Genomic DNA, 18,025 nt, shown 5'->3' with positions numbered 1-18,025 from the left:
ACGATCCTAGCAAAAACATCACCGCCAAATTACACAAGCAAAACCTTGAATAATGATTTTCCGACTCCTAGACTCCCAGCGCAGGACCACGCAAGGAGCGTACATGACCGCAATCCCCGAACAGCCCCCGGCGCGCTGGAGCGAACTGCTCAGCGGCGGCAACGCGCTGCGCTCGATCGCCCTGGCCGGCGGCGTCGCCCTGCATGCCATCAATGTCTACATCGTCACCACCCTGCTGCCGACCGTGATCGAAGAGATCGGCGGGTTGGCCTTCTATGCCTGGAACACCACCTTGTTCGTGGTCGCCTCGATCATCGGTTCCACCCTCTCCACCCGCCTGCTGGCCCGCAGTGGGCCGCGAGTCGCCTACCTGCTGGCGCTGCTGGTGTTCACCATCGGCTCGCTGCTCTGCGCCCAGGCCGCGAGCATGCCGATGCTGCTGCTTGGACGCAGCGTGCAGGGCCTGGGTGGCGGCATCCTGTTCGCCCTGAGCTATGCGCTGATCCACCTGGTGTTCGACAGCCGCCTGTGGCCCCGCGCCATGGCCCTGGTCTCGGCGATGTGGGGCGTGGCCACGCTGTGCGGCCCGGCCGTGGGCGGGGTGTTCGCCGAAGGTGGACACTGGCGCTGGGCGTTCTGGTCGCTGCTGCCGGTGGCTGGCGCCCTGGCGCTGATCGTCTGCCTGCGCCTGCCGGCGCGCCAGGCCGTGGACGACAATGGCGCGCGCCCGGCCTACGGGCTGATCGCCTGCCTGGTGGCCTCGGTGCTGGCGATCTGTGCAGCCAGCCTGGCCGATACCTTGTGGATCAACCTGGCCGGCATCGTCGTGGGCCTGGCCCTCGCCGCGCTGATCGCCCGCCGCGATCCGCGGGCGCGCCATCACCTGTTGCCCACCGGGGCCTACAGCCTCAGGCAACCGATGGGCGCGCTGTTCGCCATGATGTGCCTGCTGGTGGCGGCCATCACCACCGAAATCTATGTACCTTACTTCCTGCAGCGCATCCATGGCTTCGGCCCTCTGGCCGCCGGCTACCTGACCGCCGTGATGGCCGCTGGCTGGACGGTTGGCGCCCTGGCCAGCGCCGGACGCGACCGCGATGGCGGCGCCTGGCAGATCCGCAGCGGGCCGCTGGTGGTGGCCGTGGCGCTGCTGGCCCTGGCCGTGCTGACCCCCGCCCCGGCCTGGATCGCCAGCGCGCCGGGCCTGGCCCTGTTCGCCCTGGCCCTGGCCGGCGTCGGCCTGGGCATCGGCCTGGGCTGGCCGCACCTGCTCACCCGGGTGCTGCAGGCAGCGCGCCCCGGCGAGGAAAACCTCGCCTCGGCCTCGATCACCACCGTGCAACTCTACGCCACCGCCCTGGCCGCGGCCCTGGCCGGCCTGGTCGCCAACGGCGCCGGGCTGGTCGAGCCCGGCGGCGAGCAAGGCGCGCGCCAGGCGGCGCTATGGCTGTTCGCCGTGTTCGCCTGCGCGCCGCTGCTGGCGCTGCCGTTGGCGCTGCGACTCACCTCTGAAAACAAGGAGCGCCCATGAAGGAATCCAAGGAAGTCTACGAGCGGATCAGCGAGCAGTTCGAAGACTTCACCAGCCACGCCAGCCAGCGCGGGGTCGAGGTCGACACGTTTCGCTACATGGCCGGCGAAGTGACCGGCGAGGAAGTTCTCGACCTGGCCTGCGGCCATGGCTTCTTCAGCCGCCGCCTGAAGGACTGGGGCGCGGCGCGGGTACACGGCGTGGATATCTCGCCGAGCATGATCTACCAGGCGCGCCAGGCCAACGACGGCATCGCCTACGAAGTGCGCGACGTGGCGCAGATGGGCCGCATTGGCCAGTTCGACAAGGTCACCGCCGCCTGGCTGTTCAACTACGCCGGCAGCGTCGAGGAATTGCGGCGCATGTTCGAGAGTGTCGCCCTTAACCTCAAGCCGAACGGACAGCTGATCGCCTACACGGCGAACCCCGCCTTCGACCTGGCCCTGGGCAATTTCACCGAGTACGGCATTCGTGTGCTGGACGAACAGCCGGTGGAAGGCGGCCTGCGCTGCCGGGGCCAGTTCATGAGTACACCGCCTGCGGACTTCACCTATTACCGCTGGCAAAAGTCGGTCTACGAACAGGCCGCCCACGATGTCGGCCTGCGCAACGTGCGCTGGATTGCCCCACTGATCAGCGGGATCCGCAAGAAAGCGCATCCGCCTGGGTATTGGGACCTGTTCGAGCAGAACAGCCTGCAGGTCGGGCTGATCTGCAGTCGCTAGGTTGCGCGTTTCCCAGATCACCTGTCGCAGCGGGAACAAAGTTGTAAGCATCACCAGCGTGGGAGCGGGCTTGCCCCGCGATCACCGGCAAAGCCGGTGCCACACATCGCATCGCGGGGCAAGCCCGCTCCCACGCTATTGCAGTTAAATCAATAAGGCCCCAAGGATCTGTGATGTGATCACGATCGCCGGGGCTGCTTTGCAGCCCTTTCGCGGCACAAGGCCGCTCCTACAGGGAAAGCACAGGGCGCTAGACCTGGACCAGCCACTCATCCATCAGCCCCTGGCGCGCCAGGGCCTCGCACCAGGCCGGCTCGGCCTCCACCTGGACTTCGTTGCAGTCGAGTTCATGCAGCGCCTGTAGTACCTGCAAGCCACCCAGATCCTCCAGCTCCTGGCAACGCGCACGGGCATACCGACCGTCCCGCCTCGCCTGCGCCCCATGCAGCACCAACGTCGGCGCCCGCCCATCGAGCACCTTGGCCGAAGCCGGGCAGTCCAGCCCCTGGTCAAGCAGCACCCGCAAGGGCACCACCGGCTCGGCCCTTTGCCCGGCAACCTGCGCCACCAGCGAGGTGTCGCAGGCCTTCACCCAGTCACAAGTGGTCAGCAACGCCGAAGCCCTGCCCCGCCAGTGCGCCAGGGGCGTCTGCTCGTCGCAATGGCTGAGCATCGTGCCTTCGCCCAGCGCACCGATCTCCAGCGCCGCCGGACGCAACACCCGCACCCAAGGGCGCTGGCGCTCGATGCGCGAGAAGAACCCGCGATTGAGCGCCCGTGCCCGTGGGCAAGGCAAGGCCTCGACCGCGATGCCCGCACCACGCAGGCGATCCGCGCCGATGCTCTGCGAGACATCGCCGCTGGCCGTGACTACCCGACTCACCCCCGCCGCCACCAGGGCATCGGCGCACGGCGGCGTGCGCCCATGGTGACCACAGGGTTCCAGGGTCACATAGGCGGTCGCACCCCGCGCCGCCGTGCCCGCCTCGCGCAGGGCGTGCACTTCGGCATGGGCCTGGCCGGCGCGCTGATGCCAGCCGCGCCCCACCACCTGCCCGGCGTTGACGATCACGCAGCCGACCCGCGGGTTGGGCATGGTGCTGTACAGGCCCTGGCTGGCGAGCGCCAGGGCCATGTCCAGGTAGTGGCGATCAATTGCACTCACGTGCGAACCAGCGCCAGCAGGTAGCGAGCCTCGCCGTGCTGGCGCTCGATCACCTCCAGCCCCTGCCAGGTGAAGCCATGGCCCTCGAGGGTCTGGCGGATGCCGTCGTCGGTGAAGAAGTAGCCCTGGCGCTGGTTGTCCATCTCGCGCCAGCCCGGCTGCGGATGGGCCGCGTCGACCCCGAACACGTTCAGCCCCACCAGCGCGCCGGGGCGCAGCAGGCGGCGCACATGGCCCAGGTATGCAGCCCACTCATCCGGGTGCTGGTGGTGGAAGCAGCCATTGTCCAGGGCCGCGTCGAACACCGTGCCCGGCGCCGGCTGCCAGTCCTGCATGGCCTTGTTCACCAGGTCCAGTCGATCGCCCCAGCGCTTGCGCAGCAACGGCCAGCTGGAGTTCTCGACGATATCCAGCCCGGTGACCCGGTGCCCGGCGAGGATGAAGGTGGAGGCGTCACGGCCACGGCCCACGCCGATGTCCAGCACATGCTGGTCGGCACGCGGGTCGAGCCGTTCAAGGAAGGCCTGGGCCGCCTGGATCATGCCGATATCCCACGACCACTCGTCCTCGCCATGGCTGTAGCGGTGCACGAACGAAGTGTCGAGGGCCTTGCGGTAATCGCCCTGGGCCATGAAGTCGCTTGCTTGCTTGCTCATCGTGCTGCTCCTTCAGGACGCCAGGCGGGCGTCGATACCGTAGATGCGCCCGTCATAGGAGCTGGCCAGGAAGGCGTCGCTGACGGCGTCGTGGGTCAGGCAGGAAATACCGCTGGCGGTCGGCCGCTGCATGGGCAGCCAGCGCCGCGAGGCCAGGTCGAACAGCGCCACGGTACCGTTGTAGGCCGCGGTGGCGATCACCCGGCCATCGCCGGAGGCGGCGATGCACTTGATCGAGTGCTGGTGCGGCGAGTCGAACACCTCGTCGCCGGTCTCCAGCCACAGGCGCAGCTTGAGGTCGCGACCGATGCTGGCGAAGCCGCCGGTGATCGGGCAGCAGCCATTGGAAATACGCGTGTGCGCCCCCTCGATATGCCGCACGCTGCTGAAATCCTCGATGCTGTGCAGCGCGGCATCGGCCGAGGCGCAGACGCTGAACAGGTGGCGCTCGTCGGCGGCCACGCCCTTGATCGCGTTGTCGTGCATGGGGATCGACGCCACCAGGCGCAGTCCGCCCTGGCCGTCATGGCCGAACACCAGGCCTTCGCCGGTGTAGGTGCCGATCAGCGCCAGGTCCTCGCCGTTCCTGACGAAAGTTGCGCCGCAGTTGAGCGGCGAACGGTGCTGGTACAGCATGCGCCCGGACAGGCCGTCGAACACCTGGCCCATCTGGCCGCCGGTCAGCAGCAGCGGGCCGAACGGCAGGAGGAAGTTGCACAGGCTGCCGACACTGGTCACCGGCTGGTCATCACGGTGCAGGATGCCGGCGTCGCCGATGCTGTACTGGCGCTCGTCGCTGCGCACCACGGCGTTGATGCTCACCGCCGGCTCGATGCCCGACACCTGCCATTGGTCCTGCTCGTAGTTCCAGGTGGCGTAGCGCGAACCGAAGGTGGCGAACACCAGCTGTTCGTCACCGACGAAGGCGCAGCTGCGCGGCCAGACGATGCTCGGCAGCGCGGTGCTGCGGCGCTTGACCAGGTTACGCCCGGCGTCGAAGGTCCAGAGGATCGCCGAGCGGTCGTAGCTCAGGCTCACCAGCAGGCGCTTGTCGTCGTTCCAGACGATGCGCTTGATCCCGGCGGCGTGGGCCGGCACGGTCTGCACCTGGCCCTGGGCGATGATCGAGATACGCCCCTCGTCGTCCCCGGCGAACACCACGCCTTCGCGGGTGATGGCAATGGTGTCGGTTTCCACGCCGCCGATGTCCACCTCGTCGCATTGCTGGCCGGTGCGGGTGTCCCACTGGCGCACGGTACCGTCGTCGCTGCTGGAGATCAGGCGCTGGCCGTCCGGCGACCAGACCACCGAGATGACGTCGGCCTGGTGGCCATGGAACGCCTGCAGCTGCACGCCGTCGAGGTCGAAGATGCGCAGCACGTGGTCACGCGAGCAGGTGGCCACGCGCTGGCTGTCGGGCGAGAACACCGCCATCTCGACGTCGTCGTTGTGCCCCTGCAGCACGGCTTTCAGGCGCATGCTCGGCACTTCCCAGATGCGCGCGGTGTAGTCGCTGCTGGCGCTGACCAGGTGCTTGCCGTCACTGCTGAACGCGCACTGGTTGGCCAGGTGGTCGTGGTGCACGCGGTGGATCGGCTCGCCGGTGGCGGCGTTCCACAGGATTACCTGGTTGTCGTAGCCGGCGGTGGCGACGAAGCGCGCGGCATGGGCGGCGATACCGCTGATAGGGCCAATGTGTTTCATCGAAAGATCCTTTTTCGCTGGAGTCAGAGCTTGATCGAATGGCTGGACTTGACCGCCTTCGCCTGCAGGTAGTTGCGGTTGTGATTGGTCAGGAACACCCCGGTGGGCACCTGCTCGATCACATCGATGCCACCGGCGCGCAACTGGGCGACCTTCTCCGGGTTGTTGGTCAGCAACCGGCACTGGTCAACGCCCAGGGCGCGGAGGATCTGCACGGCCGGGTCGAACGAGCGCGAGTCGGCCAGGTGGTTCAGACGCAGGTTGGCCTCGTAGGTATCCAGGCCCTTGTCCTGCAGCAGGTAGGCCTCGAACTTGGAGTACAGGCCAATGCCGCGCCCTTCCTGGCGCAGGTAGATCAGGTAGCCGCCCACCTCCTTGAGGGTGCGCAGCGCCTCCTGCAGCTGCGGGCCGCAATCGCAGCGCTGCGAGCCGAACACATCGCCGGTGATGCACTCGGAGTGCACCCGCACCAGCGGCACGTCGCACTGCTCGCGGCCGATGCCGACGGCGAAGTGCTCCTGGTCACGCTCGAAGCCGTGGAAGCCGAAGAAATGGGCGTCGACGTCGCCGCCGAGAATGGAAATCGGCACGATGGTGTGAAGCGAAACATCCTTGTTCATGGAATCAGACCTCTTGCACGGAAGACGGAACAGCTCAGTTGTGGTTTTCAACCAGGCGAAAACCCATGACGTAGATCGGTCGCGGGTAACGCCCGTGGCGGCGCGCGGTGCGCGCCAGGTCGCGGAAACGGGTGAAGCTGCCACCGCGGGCCACGCGGTGGGTGCCGACATCGAGCACCAGGTCGTCCTCGATCTGCGGTCCGCCGGGGTATGGCCGGTAGTCCTCGGCCACGTACTCCTCGACATTGCCGGCCATGTCCAACACGCCGAAGGGCGAGGCGGCGTCGATGAACACGCCGACCGGCGTGCTGTCCAGGTAGCCCAGCTCGGCGGTGTTGGCCTGCTCGACCTGGTAGGCGTCGCCCCAGGGGAACTGGCGGCCTTCAGGGCCGGCGGCGGCGTACTCCCATTGCGCCTCGCTGGGCAGGGCGAAACGCCGGCCGGTGCGTTCGCTGAGCCACCGGGCGTAGGCGTCGGCGTCACTGGCCGAGACGCTGTACACCGGATGGTTGGCGTGATGCCGCGGGTAGCGGCCGAACGCCCAGCCGTCAGGGATGCCGGCATGCCCGCTGTCGAGCAGGAACTGGCGGTACTCCTGGTGCGTCACCGGAAAGCGGGCGATACGAAATGCCGCCAGCTCCACGGCGTGGCGCGGGGTCTCCTTGTCGATCCAGCTGCGGTCCAGGCCGAGCCCGTCGAACTGGTCCATCACCTGCTCGACCGCGCGCGGATCGAGGCCGATGTGCACCCGCGCGGCGGGAATGTCGATCATCTGCGGGGCGAAGGTGTCGATGCGCGGGTCGCCACGCAATGCCAGCACCTCGCCGGCGGCAATGCGCCGGGCCAACGGCTGGCGCGGCTGCTCGAGCAGCGTCAGCAGGCCGTCCAGCGGCGCCTGGAGCAGATCGTCGAGCGCCGTGGCGACCTGCGTCTGCAATGGGTGCTCCTGGTAATGCTGCGGGTAACCCATCAATGCCCGGTCGCTGACATCCTTGGGCAACGGGCTGGGCAGCCGTGGCCAATGCCACTGTTTGTAGCTGTTCATGCAAATACCTGCCTGGGCACAGGCCTGCCCGATGGCAGGCCTGTGACGACGTGGGATCAGAGGCGGTCGAGGAGCAACCGTGGGTTGCTTTCGATCATCTCCACTTCAGCGCTGTAGACTTCGATCACCAGACCATCCGGGTCCTCGAAGTAGACGGCGCTGCGCACGTTGTCCGGCCCATGGTGGTAGCCCGGCGCCGGGCCGTTGCCCTTGACCAGCTTGATGGTGCCGGCGGCGCTGACCTGCTCGGCGATGCGCCGAACGTCCTCGGGCAGCGCCCGCACACCGATGTGGTAGCCGGTCGGGTAGCTGAACGACTCGCTCTGCTCGATGAAGAAGTCGAAGCCGTTGAGCTCCATCACGGCCTTGCGCGGACCGAGGTTGTAGCAGTAGTTGGCGCCGAGGATGTCGCTGTAGAACGCCTTGGAGGCTTCAAGGTCGCGGGTGAGGATATTGACGTGGTTCATCTCGGGGCGCTGTGCGGCCCGCGCCGCTTCGTCCAGCCCCAGGCCGTCGAGCGAGCGCCACAGCTTGGTCGCGGCTGCGAACTTGGCGAAGCCCGCCAGCCAGTCCTTGATCGCCAGCTCCGGCGCCTGCCCGGCACCGATATCCAGCGAGTAGGGATAGAGGAAGCCCTGGCTCGCCTGCTGCCACTGGGCGATCACGCCGCTGGCGGAAGGCAACTGCGCCAGTGCGCCCTGCACGCGGACCAGCACCAGCACGGTGTTGCGGCACAGTCCGCTGGCCTCGTTGAGCAGCGTGTTCAACGCCGCCGGCGGCGTGGCGCTGTCGAGCAGCAGGCAGACCGCGTCCACCGGTCCCTGGCCGGCCGGCTTCTGGCTGACCTGCAGGCTGAAACCCGCCGCCGCCGCTGCGCTGCCCAGGCTGTCCAGGGCCTGGGCCGCCGCGTCGCCGAGCGGCGCGGCATGCAATGCCAACAAGCGCAGCATCAGACAGCCCTCCGTCCGATCAGCAGGGTGTAGCGGCCGATCGGCTCCTGCTCCACGGTGAGCCCCGCCTTCGCCATGCTGTCGATCAGGTAGCGGGTCGAGTGCAGCTCGCCGTTGACCGTGTTGAGCATCATGTGCAGGGAGAAGTCGGCCGACAGCGCCGGATGGATCTCGTCATCCTCCAGGGCCATGCTCAGCACCAGCAGCGCGCCGTCACCCTCGACCATGCCGGCGGCGCCGGCGATCAGGGTGCGCACCTGCTCGCGGGTGAAATAGTGCAGGCAGTCGTTGAGCATCACCACGTCGGCCCGCTCGCCTTGGTACTGCGCCAGGTCCAGCAGGTTGCGGGCATGGAAGCCCAGGCGGTCGTCGAGACGGTACTTGGCGAAGGTGGCCGCAGCCGCCTCGCGGGTCGGCTCCAGGTCCCAGACCTCACCCTTGACCTGCGGATTTCGGCTGGCGATCTCGGCCAGGTAGGTACCGTGGCCACCGGCCAGGTCGATCACCCGCCGGGCCTTGTCGAACAGCGGCAGGTCACGCAGCACGTCGACCATGGGCTGGCTGAAGCGGACCATGGCATCGTTGAAGGCATCGCGAGCCGCCAGGTCGTGCTTGAAACGGTTTTCCTGCTGGAAATCCAGCGAGGTGCGGCTGCGCAGCACTTCGTCCAGGCGCGGCCAGTTATGCCACTGCAGACGCTGATGATCGATGATCGGGCCGATGAACTCGGCGCTGTCGCTGACCAGGAAACGCTGGCTCAGCGGCAGGTTCTCGAAACCTTGGGCAGTGCGTTTCAGCAGGCCCATGGCTACCAGCGCGTTGAGGAAGATGCGGCCCTTGTTCGGCACCCAACCCAGCGCATCGCTCAGGGCCTGGGCGCTGACCGGCTGGCGGGTGTGGTCGAACACACGCTGGGCCAGCGCCGAATGCAGGATGGCGGACTGGCGGTACTGGTCGGAGAGCTTCACCAGGTCGACCACGCCTTGCAGACTGTTCAGTTCGTCGGCGTGTTCGTAGATGGTCACGGGTTTCTGGGCATTCATGCACTCACATCCCTGTCGAGTTATTGTGGGTGAGCCCATGCCCGGCATCTACCAGCAAGGTGTCGATTGACTTGCACGCACCCCTCCCTGGGACCGGCAAGCACAGGCTCCGCAATTGAGCCTAGACGCAGACCCAATAAATACAACTAATACCTTTTATATTTTTATCGCATATAAATTTTCTTATCGATAATCGTTCATCTTGCACAATTCACCGCGAATCCGGGCTATCCTTCGCCCACTTGCCTGCGCAAAGGATGGCCCAGGAGAGTGCCCGATCCGTTCATTCACGCCCGGTTTCCAGCGCTCCATGACCTCGACCACCGTTGATACCAACTGCACCGCCGACCGCATCCTGTTCCTGCTCAAGACCCGCGGGCCGCTCAAGACCGCCGACCTGGCCCAGCTGCTCGCCATCACCTTCGAAGCCACCCGCCAGCAGGTGCAGAAACTGCAGGCGTCCGACCTGATCAGCGGCATCAGCGTGCCGGCCAAGGGCGCCGGGCGCCCTTCGCAAAAATGGGCGCTGACCGCCACGGCCCAGCGCCGCTTCCCCGACTCCCACAGCGTGCTGACCCTGCAACTGATCGAGAGCGTCGAGCAGGTGTTCGGCAGCGACGGGGTCGACCGCCTGATCAGCCGCATGGAAGACAGCAACAGCCGTGAGTACCAGCAGGCCTGCGCCGATGGCCAGAGCCTGGAAGACAAGGTGCGCATCCTCGTGCAGTTGCGCGAGCGCGCCGGCTACATGGCCGAGATGCAGGCCGACGGCAATGACTGGCTGATCGTCGAAAACCACTGCCCGATCTGCATCGCCGCCACCCGCTGCCAGGGGTTCTGCCGCAGCGAGCTGCAGGTGTTCCAGGCGGCGATCGGCGAGCAGGGGCTGGTGGAACGTTGCGAGCACCTGATCTCGGGGGATCGGCGCTGCGTCTATCGCATTTCGCCGAAATAATCCGCCGACCTACCAGCGTGGGAGCGGGCTAGCCCCGCGATCACCGGCCAAGCCGGTGCCATGCAGCGCCTCGCGGGGCAAGCCCGCTCCCACGCCCCCTCGCCAGGTCAACGTGACTCATCAGATCCGCCGCCTGCCCTTCAGCGCCGGAATGGTGGTCTGCGCAATCGCCACCTGTTCCTGCTCACGCCGGGTGTTGGCCGCCAGGCCCGCCAGGGTCGGCTGGCTGAACAACAGGCGCGCATCGGCATGCAACCCCGCCTGGCGCATGCGCGCCACCAGGCTGACCGCCAGCAGTGAGTGTCCGCCGAGCTCGAAGAAGTTGTCGTCACGGCCGACCTGCTCGATCTTCAGCACCTCCGTCCAGATCTGCGCCAGCGCATGCTCCAGCTCGTCGCGGGGCGCCTCATAGGCCCGGCTGATCACCGCCTCCGCGCCCGGCGCCGGCAAGGCGCGGCGATCGACCTTGCCGTTGGGGCTCAGCGGCAGCTCGGCCAGGAGCACATAGGCCGAAGGCACCATATAGGCCGGCAGGCGCGCCGACAGGTACGCACGCAGCGCTTCCAGCGTCGGCGCGACATGGCCGTCGCGACAGCTGGCATAGGCCACCAGCCGCTCCTCGCGCACCAGTACCACGGCCTGGCTTAAGACCGGGTGGGCGGCCAGCAGCGCCTCGATTTCGCCCGGCTCGATACGCAGGCCGTTGAGCTTGACCTGGAAGTCATTGCGCCCGATGAACTCCAGCTCGCCATCGGCGCGATAACGCACCAGGTCGCCGGTACGGTACAGGCGGTCGCCGGCCACGAACGGGCTGGCGATGAAGCGCTCGAACTGCAACGTCGGCAAGCCCAGATAGCCGCGGGCCACGCCGATGCCGCCGATATGCAGTTCGCCAGCACAACCCACGGGCACCGGACGGTCATGGGCGTCGAGCACGTACAGGCGGGTATTGCCGATCGCCCGCCCGATCGGCGGGGCGACGGTGGGCAACGGCTGGCGCGGCTCCAGGGTCCAGGCGGTGCTGTCCACGGTGGCCTCGGTGGGGCCATAGACATTGTGCAGGCGCACCTGGGGCAAGGCCTGGCGCACCTGTTGCGCCAGCGCCAGGGTCAGCTCGCCGCCGCCACAGAAGACATCGCGCAGGCTGCTGCAACGCTCGACGCCCGGGGTGTCGAGAAACGCCTGCAGCAGGGCCGGGACAAACTTGACGGTAGTCACCCGGCGCGTCTGGATCAGCTGCACCAGATAGGCCGGATCGCGGTGCCCGTCGGGGCGCGCCAGCACCAGGCGCAAGCCGGCGCACAGCGGCCAGAACAACTCCCACACCGAGCCGTCGAAGCTGAACGGCGCCCGTTGCAGCAGCGCGTCGTCGGCCTGTGGCGGGCACAGCTCGCTGCCCCAGCGCATCAGGTTGCACAACCCGCGATGCTCGACCATTACCCCTTTCGGCGTACCGGTGGAGCCCGAGGTGTACATGACATAGGCCAGGTGCCCGCCGCCCAGTTCCGGCAGTTCGGGCGCAGGGTCGCCATGCCCCTGCCAGTCACCGTGATCCAGGTCCACCAGCGGTGTCGACAGGCCCTCGAACAGGCCGCGGGTGGCTCCGTGCACCAGCAGTGCCAGGGGCGCGCTGTCGGCAAGCATGTAGTGCAGGCGTTCGTCGGGGTAGCCGGGGTCCAGCGGCACATAGGCGCCACCGGCCTTGAGCACGCCGAGCAAGCCAACAATCAGCGAGGCGCCGCGCTCCAGGCACACGGCGACCCGGCTGTCGGGCCGCACGCCCAGGCCGATCAGGTGATGGGCCAGCCGGTTGGCCAGGGCATCGAGCTCGCGGTAGGTGAGCTGTGTCTCTTCGCTCTGCAGCGCCACGGCATCCGGCGTGCGTCGCACCTGGGCGGCGAACAGCGCCGGCAGGTGCGGATAGGCGGGATCCAGCGCCACCTCGGTGGCATTGAGGGTCTCCAGCAGATAGACGCGCTCCGCCTCCGGCAAGGTCGACAGCGACTGGAGCGCCACTGGCGGCTCGCTGACCAGGGCATTGGCCAGCGCCTGCAGGGCGCAGCAAACATGCCCGAGCACCCGTTCGGCGCCCAGCTCGCGAGGCGCCCGCACACTCAGCCGCAGGCTGTCGCCCTGCTCGTCCACGGTCAGCACCAGGGCGTGGCTGTGCACCTCGCTGGCATCGAGCAACGTCACGCCAGGCAGCGCCACGCTGTCGTGCGCGGCGCCATGCCGATAATTGAGCAGGCTGTCGAACAACGCCACCCCGGCAGGCAAGCCGCTGCAGCGCTGGGCCAGCACCAACGGCGCATCCTCGTGCCCGAGCAGTGCCGCCAGCTGGCCGTGGATTCCGGCCAGCGCCTGGCCCACATCACGACCGGCCAGCGACACCCGCAGCGGCAGGCTGTTGATGAACATGCCCAGCGCCCGCTCGGCACCCTCGCCCGCCATCACCCGACCCAGCAGCACGGTGCCAAATAGCACCTCGTCGCGACCGCCCAAGGCTCCCAGCACCTGGGCCCAGGCCAGGTGCATCAGGCTGCCCAGGCCGACGTCGTGCTGACGCACGCGCTGGCGCAAGGTCGTGGCCAAGCCCTCAGGAACGGTCAGGGCGCAGGTTTCGACGGTGGCCTGGCCCTCCTCGCCCATGCCGGCCAGCCTAGGGGGCGCTTCCACCCCGGCCAGGGCTCCGCGCAGGAAGGCTTCATGCCCCGCCTGCCTGGCCTCGTCGCGGCTCAGGGCGACGTAGTTGCGATACGGCACGGGCGCTGGCAGCGTGTGTCCCTCGCCCGCCATCAGCGTCGCCAGCTCGGCCAGCAGCACCTGCACCGAGACCGCGTCGTTGACCAGGTGGTGGAAGTGCAGCAGCCCCAGCCAGCGCTGCCGCGCGCTGTCCTCGACGCAGGCCAGGGCCATCATCGGCGCCTGGCGCAGGTCCAGCCGCAGGGCCTCTTCGCGCAGCCGGGTGGCCGCGTCGCCCGAACCGGGCGCAAGCACCCTCAGCGGCAACCAGGCCTGGCGCCACACCACTTGCTGCGGCTGCGCCAGGCCTTCCCAGGCCAGGCTGGTACGCAGGATGTCGTGACGCTCGATGACCCCGGCCAAGGCGCGGTTGAACGCCTCCAGCGCAGCCTGGCTGGCGAAGGCGAACAGCGCCTGTTGCTGGTACGGGTCACGGTCTTCGGTGAGGTGGTGATACAGCAGGCCTTCCTGCAGCGGTGCCAGCGGGTAGATCTCCTGCACATTGGCCGCGCCACCCGGAACCATGCCGACGATGCGGTCGATGCTGGCCTGATCGAGGCGGGTCAGGGCCAGCATCTCGGGGGTGATCCGCTGGCTACCCGGGGCCACGTGGTTGGCCGGTACCGACTGCGCGGGGGTACTGCCGAGCGATGCGGCCAGGCTCGCCAAGGTCGGCTGACCGAACAGGACCTGTGCATCTACTTGCAGCCCCGCCTGACGCATGCGCTCGATCAGGCGCACCGCCAGCAGCGAATGGCCGCCCAGCTCGAAGAAGTGATCGTGCCGTCCGACCTGCTCCACCTCCAGCAGCTCGGCCCACAGCGCGGCCAGGCGCAACTCCAGTTCGCCCTGGGGCGGCTCATGGGCGCGCCGCACCGCGGCCTCGCTGCCCGGCGCGGGCAAGGCGCGACGGTCGAGCTTGCCATTGGCGGTCAACGGCCAGGCCGTCATCGCCACAAAGGCGCTCGGCAGCAACGCGGCCGGCAGGCGCCTGCGCAGGTGCTCGTGCAACTGCAACGGGGTCGATGCCTGTTCGCCGAGGTACCAGGCCACCAGCTGGCCGTCGCGCAGCAGCACCAGCGCCTCGCGCACGGCCGGGTGGCTGGCCAGCGCGCTCTCGATCTCGCCCAGCTCGACCCGCACGCCGCGGATCTTCACCTGGTCGTCGCCGCGCCCCAGGTACTCCAGGGTGCCGTCGGGCAACCAGCGCACCAGGTCCCCTGTGCGGTACATCCGGGCGCCGTGCTGCGGGGTGAACGGGTCGTCGAGGAAGCGCTCGGCTGTCAGGTCGGGGCGATTCAGGTAGCCGCGGGCGACACCCGCACCGCCGATGTACAACTCACCGACGGCGCCTATCGGCAGTTGCCGGCCCTGGGCATCGAGCACATGCAGGCGGGTATTGGCCACCGGCGCGCCGATGTGCAGCACCTGGCCCGGGCGCACCTCGCCCGCGCTGGCCACCACCGTGGCCTCGGTCGGCCCGTAGTTGTTGATGATCCGCCAGCCTTGCTCCCGGGCCAGGCGACGCAGGCGATCACCGCCGACCAGCAAGGTGCGCAGGGTAGGATGCGCCTCGCCCTGGGCGAAGGCGTGCTCTGCCACCGGCGTGGGCAGGAAGCTGACCTGCAGGGGCTGGGCGCGCCACCAGCGCAGCAGCGCGTCGATGTCCTCGCCGCTCTCGCCCACCGGCGCCAGGTGCAGGGTGGCGCCGGCGCACAGGGTCGGCCAGATCTCCCAGGCCATGGCATCGAAGCCAAAGCCGGCCAGGCTGGAGGTGGCGCTGCCAGGCTGCAGGTCGAAGGCGGCGCAGTGCCAGTCGACCAGGTTGGCGAGCATGCGCTGCTCGATCATCACCCCCTTGGGCTGGCCGGTGGAGCCGGAGGTGTAGATCACATAGACCAGGCTTTCGCCCGATAGCCCAGGCACCTCGAGGTCATCAAGCACTGCCGTGGGCAATGGCAAGCGGTCCAGCTCGATCACCGGCACATCGATGGCCGGCAAGCGCTCGCGCAGGACGGACTGGGTCAGCACCACCTTTGGTGCGCAATCGTCGAGCAGGTAGCGCAGACGCTCGCCCGGGTGCGCCGGATCGATCGGCACATAGGCCGCGCCAGCCTTGAGCACCGCCAACAGGCCAACCAGAGTGTCCAGGCCTCGGCGGGCGACCACCGCCACCCGCTGCTCCGGCGCCACGCCCAAGGCCTGCAGTTGCGTGGCCAGGTGATTGGCGCGGTTGTTCAGCTCGGCATAACTCAGGTGGCGCCCCTCGTGCACGGCGGCCGTCGCCTCGGCGCGCAGCGCGGCCTGGGCCTCGATGCGCCGATGGATCAGGGCCGGGCCTTGGGCGGCGCTGGCCGTGGCATTCCACAGCCGCAGGCGCTGGTGCTCGTCGGGCAACAGCAGGTCGTAGTCGTCGATGGCCGCCTGCGGCCGCTCCAGCCCCTGGGCCAGCACATGCAGCAGGCGCGCAGTGAACACCTCGACCTCTTCGGGGGCCAGCCAGGCCTGGTTGTACACCAGGTGCAGCCAGGCCTTGCCATTGTGCGGGTTGCTGCGCAGGTAGATCGACAGCGGCGTCGGCTCGTGATCGTTGCATACCTTCACGCTGTGGGCGCCGAGGCTGCCAAAGCGCAGGTCGTGGCCCTCTTCCTCGTAGGACACGGTGATCTCGAACAATTGCCCCCGGGCCTCCCGGGACAGCCCCAGCGCCCGGTTAAGGTCGCTGAGCGGCAGGCGCTGGTGGCGCAGGTCGCGCCGCAGGGCATCGCCGATACCGCGCACCAGCTCGGCGAAGCTCAAACTCCGGCCGAAGTCCATGCGCAAGGCATTGACCTGGACGAACATACCCAGTGTCGCCTTGGCCCGCGCATTGCCACGGTTGCGCACCGGCAGGCCGACCACCCAGTCATCCCGCTGCCAGGCCCGGGCACAGCACACGTGCAAGGCCGCCAGCAGCACATGGGCGACCGATCCCTGCAGCTCGTCGGCCAGTTGCCGCATGCGCGCCAGCAGGTCGCCATCGAAACTGCGCTCCAGCGCATGGCTGGGCGTGGCACCTGACGGCAGGCCCTGTTCCCTGGGGCGCAGCAGCGCATCGGGCAGTTGCGGGTAACGGCATTGCCAATAGGCAAGATCGCGCTGCTGGCGGGCCGATCCCTGGTAGGCCAGGTCATCCTCGATGAACGTCCGGTAGGACGGGGCTGTGTCCGGCAGTGCCAGGCCCTGCTCGAGCAGACCGTAGTACTGGCCCAGCTGGTGGAGCAACTGCTCCAGGCCCCAGCCGTCGAGGATCAGGTGATGGGCCTGCAACATCAGCAGGCTGCGCCCGCCGCCCACATGCAGCAATGCCATGCGCAGCAACGGTCCGGTTTCAAGGGCGAAGGGCTGTTGCAGCAAGGTCTTGGCCAGACGCTGTGCAGCGGCGAACGGCTCAGCCTGCCCGCGCAGGTCGTGCTCGTCCAGCGGCACCTGCAAACCGGCCACAAAGCGCTGGCGGGCCACGCCATCGTCCCCCGCCTTGCGCACCAGCACCGTGCGCAACCCGTCGTGAAGCGCGACCAGATGCGCCAGCGCGCGCCGCAGCAGGCCGCTATCCACGGCGCCGTCGAATTCGAGATAGCCGCCGACGTTGTAGAGCGGCGAGTCGCCATGGCTGATCTGGTCCAGCCAGATGTCGCGCTGGGCGCAGGTCAGGGGGAAGCTATCGGCGACGGACATGGGCGGGTCTTCCTTGAAACGGGATCGTCCGCGGATTCAAGCACCCACCCCGCGCCCTGTATGGCCCCCCAAACCCGGACATTGGCCATTACCTTTTCGCTCCGCCTGAGCCTGCTGAATCTTTTGTAGGAAATTGACGATAGTCGGCAGCCGGTACCTGCCTACCCCTGTCAGCCGGCGGGGCAATCGCCGGCGATCTGGTCGGTTTCTGGCGCCAATTGTCCGACAATCCATCGATTCAAGCTGCATGAGCCCGGGGAAATACCGACTTTTCTTGTCGGATAATTTGGCATTTCCTGTCCCCGCTTTCCGCTACAGACGCAGGCTCGGAGCCTGCTATTCAATAGCGCCAAGCCCCAGCACAGAGAGGACTCGACCGCGAGACCCACCGCGTTACCGGATCAAGGAAGACAACGACATGAAGCTGATCGACAGCCTCGAACACCGCCACGACCCGCACCTGTACCTGCAGTTGGGCGCACTGGTTGCCAGCACCGGCGATGCCACCTTCGCCGAACAGATGTTCCAGCTGATCGACGACCAGGTACCGATCCATCGACTCGACCTCAGCGAATGGACCCTCGACAGCGACCAGGCCAGCATCCGCCAGGTCAAGGTGCTGGGCAGCGCCGGCCTGCCCGAGGCGACGCCCGCGCAGGCGCAGCTGCGCCATCCCCTGCTGCAAAGCATCATGCGCATGGAAGACCCCTTGCTGATCCAGATAAACGCCCCCGTGCACCAGTGCAACCTGGTGTCGCGCAGCGGCGACCGGCGCTGGGTCATCTGCTGTCATCGCCAGCGCAGCGAGCGGATGTTCTCCCTGGCCGAACTGTCGCTGCTCAAGCGCCTGTCCGACACCCTGTTGCCTCTGGTCGAGCACCATGCCCAGCTGTTCCTGCAGGCCGCCCAGCGCCGCCCGGGAAGCCTGCAGGCGGATGAGGCCGGCTCGCTGCGCCAGGTCTTCACCGAGCGCCTGGAGCAGGAGGCAATCCGCCTGTCCACCCGCGAACAGGAAGTGTGCATCGGCCTGCTCACCGGAGCCACCGTGCCACAGATGGCCCAGCGCCTGAATGTGAAGAACAGCTCGATCGAGACCTACCTGAAACGCGCCACCGCCAAGCTCGGCGTCAGCGGACGCCATGGCCTGGCCCGCTGGATGGCCGGCACCTGAC

Annotated in this window: 12 protein-coding genes; 4 read left to right on the top strand and 8 right to left on the bottom strand. The window is 67.9% G+C overall.

Going from position 1 to position 18,025, the window contains the following annotated elements; translation table 11 throughout:
* Positions 1-103 precede the first annotated feature (103 nt).
* Both LU671_RS18410 and LU671_RS18405 read left to right on the top strand, forming a co-directional pair.
* Positions 104-1,531: an MFS transporter gene (locus LU671_RS18410; protein ID WP_232856478.1), complete on the top strand. Its 1,428-nt coding sequence runs from the start codon at positions 104-106 to the stop codon at positions 1,529-1,531.
* Positions 1,528-2,256 carry a class I SAM-dependent methyltransferase gene (locus LU671_RS18405; protein WP_203647083.1) on the top strand — a complete coding sequence of 243 codons (729 nt, stop codon included), beginning with the start codon at positions 1,528-1,530 and terminating at the stop codon, positions 2,254-2,256. Before LU671_RS18410 ends, LU671_RS18405 begins: the two co-directional genes overlap by 4 nt.
* A gap of 250 nt (positions 2,257-2,506) precedes the next feature.
* On the opposite strand, the gene ribD is transcribed toward LU671_RS18405, so the two are convergent.
* Genes ribD through LU671_RS18370 form a run of 7 tightly spaced genes read right to left on the bottom strand, consistent with a single transcriptional unit; the run spans position 2,507 to position 9,439 of the window.
* Entirely contained in the window at positions 2,507-3,421 is a 915-nt protein-coding gene (ribD, locus tag LU671_RS18400; RefSeq protein WP_232856477.1) for a bifunctional diaminohydroxyphosphoribosylaminopyrimidine deaminase/5-amino-6-(5-phosphoribosylamino)uracil reductase RibD, read from the bottom strand.
* Positions 3,418-4,077 carry an SAM-dependent methyltransferase gene (locus LU671_RS18395; RefSeq protein WP_203647086.1) on the bottom strand — a complete coding sequence of 220 codons (660 nt, stop codon included), beginning with the start codon at positions 4,075-4,077 and terminating at the stop codon, positions 3,418-3,420. Before LU671_RS18395 ends, ribD begins: the two co-directional genes overlap by 4 nt.
* Positions 4,078-4,089: 12 nt before the next feature.
* Positions 4,090-5,781 (bottom strand): WD40 repeat domain-containing protein, encoded by a 1,692-nt coding sequence (locus LU671_RS18390; protein ID WP_203647087.1) that lies wholly within the window; start codon positions 5,779-5,781, stop codon positions 4,090-4,092.
* 23 nt (positions 5,782-5,804) lie between these two features.
* Complete coding sequence (gene ribA, locus LU671_RS18385) at positions 5,805-6,401, bottom strand: GTP cyclohydrolase II RibA (protein WP_028691687.1); 597 nt, start codon at positions 6,399-6,401, stop codon at positions 5,805-5,807.
* A 34-nt stretch (positions 6,402-6,435) separates the two neighbouring features.
* Positions 6,436-7,446 carry a formylglycine-generating enzyme family protein gene (locus LU671_RS18380; RefSeq protein ID WP_203647092.1) on the bottom strand — a complete coding sequence of 337 codons (1,011 nt, stop codon included), beginning with the start codon at positions 7,444-7,446 and terminating at the stop codon, positions 6,436-6,438.
* Positions 7,447-7,502: 56 nt separating this feature from the next.
* Positions 7,503-8,396, bottom strand: a complete 894-nt coding sequence (locus LU671_RS18375; protein WP_232856476.1) for a VOC family protein — start codon at positions 8,394-8,396, stop codon at positions 7,503-7,505.
* Positions 8,396-9,439, bottom strand: coding sequence for a methyltransferase (locus LU671_RS18370; protein ID WP_203647098.1), 1,044 nt, complete (start codon positions 9,437-9,439; stop codon positions 8,396-8,398). The genes LU671_RS18375 and LU671_RS18370 overlap by 1 nt, the downstream gene beginning before the upstream one ends.
* 310 nt (positions 9,440-9,749) lie before the next feature.
* On the opposite strand from LU671_RS18370, the gene LU671_RS18365 reads away from it, so the two are divergent.
* Entirely contained in the window at positions 9,750-10,394 is a 645-nt protein-coding gene (locus LU671_RS18365) for a helix-turn-helix transcriptional regulator (protein WP_203647100.1), read from the top strand.
* Between the two features lie 120 nt (positions 10,395-10,514).
* Here the strand turns inward: LU671_RS18365 and LU671_RS18360 are convergent, their stop codons facing one another.
* On the bottom strand, positions 10,515-16,853 hold the full coding sequence (locus LU671_RS18360) for a non-ribosomal peptide synthetase (protein WP_232856475.1): 6,339 nt from the start codon (positions 16,851-16,853) through the stop codon (positions 10,515-10,517).
* 418 nt (positions 16,854-17,271) lie between these two features.
* Here LU671_RS18360 and LU671_RS18355 point away from each other — a divergent pair, with 418 nt between their 5' ends.
* Positions 17,272-18,024, top strand: a complete 753-nt coding sequence (locus tag LU671_RS18355; RefSeq protein ID WP_232856474.1) for a helix-turn-helix transcriptional regulator — start codon at positions 17,272-17,274, stop codon at positions 18,022-18,024.
* Position 18,025: the final 1 nt, after the last annotated feature.

Origin of the sequence: Pseudomonas sp. NMI760_13, assembly GCF_021283245.1 — a bacterium.
Taxonomy (GTDB): Bacteria; Pseudomonadota; Gammaproteobacteria; order Pseudomonadales; family Pseudomonadaceae; genus Aquipseudomonas; species Aquipseudomonas peradeniyensis.
Note: the sequence above shows the minus strand (reverse complement) of the source record. Positions and strands in the feature narration are given on the sequence as shown.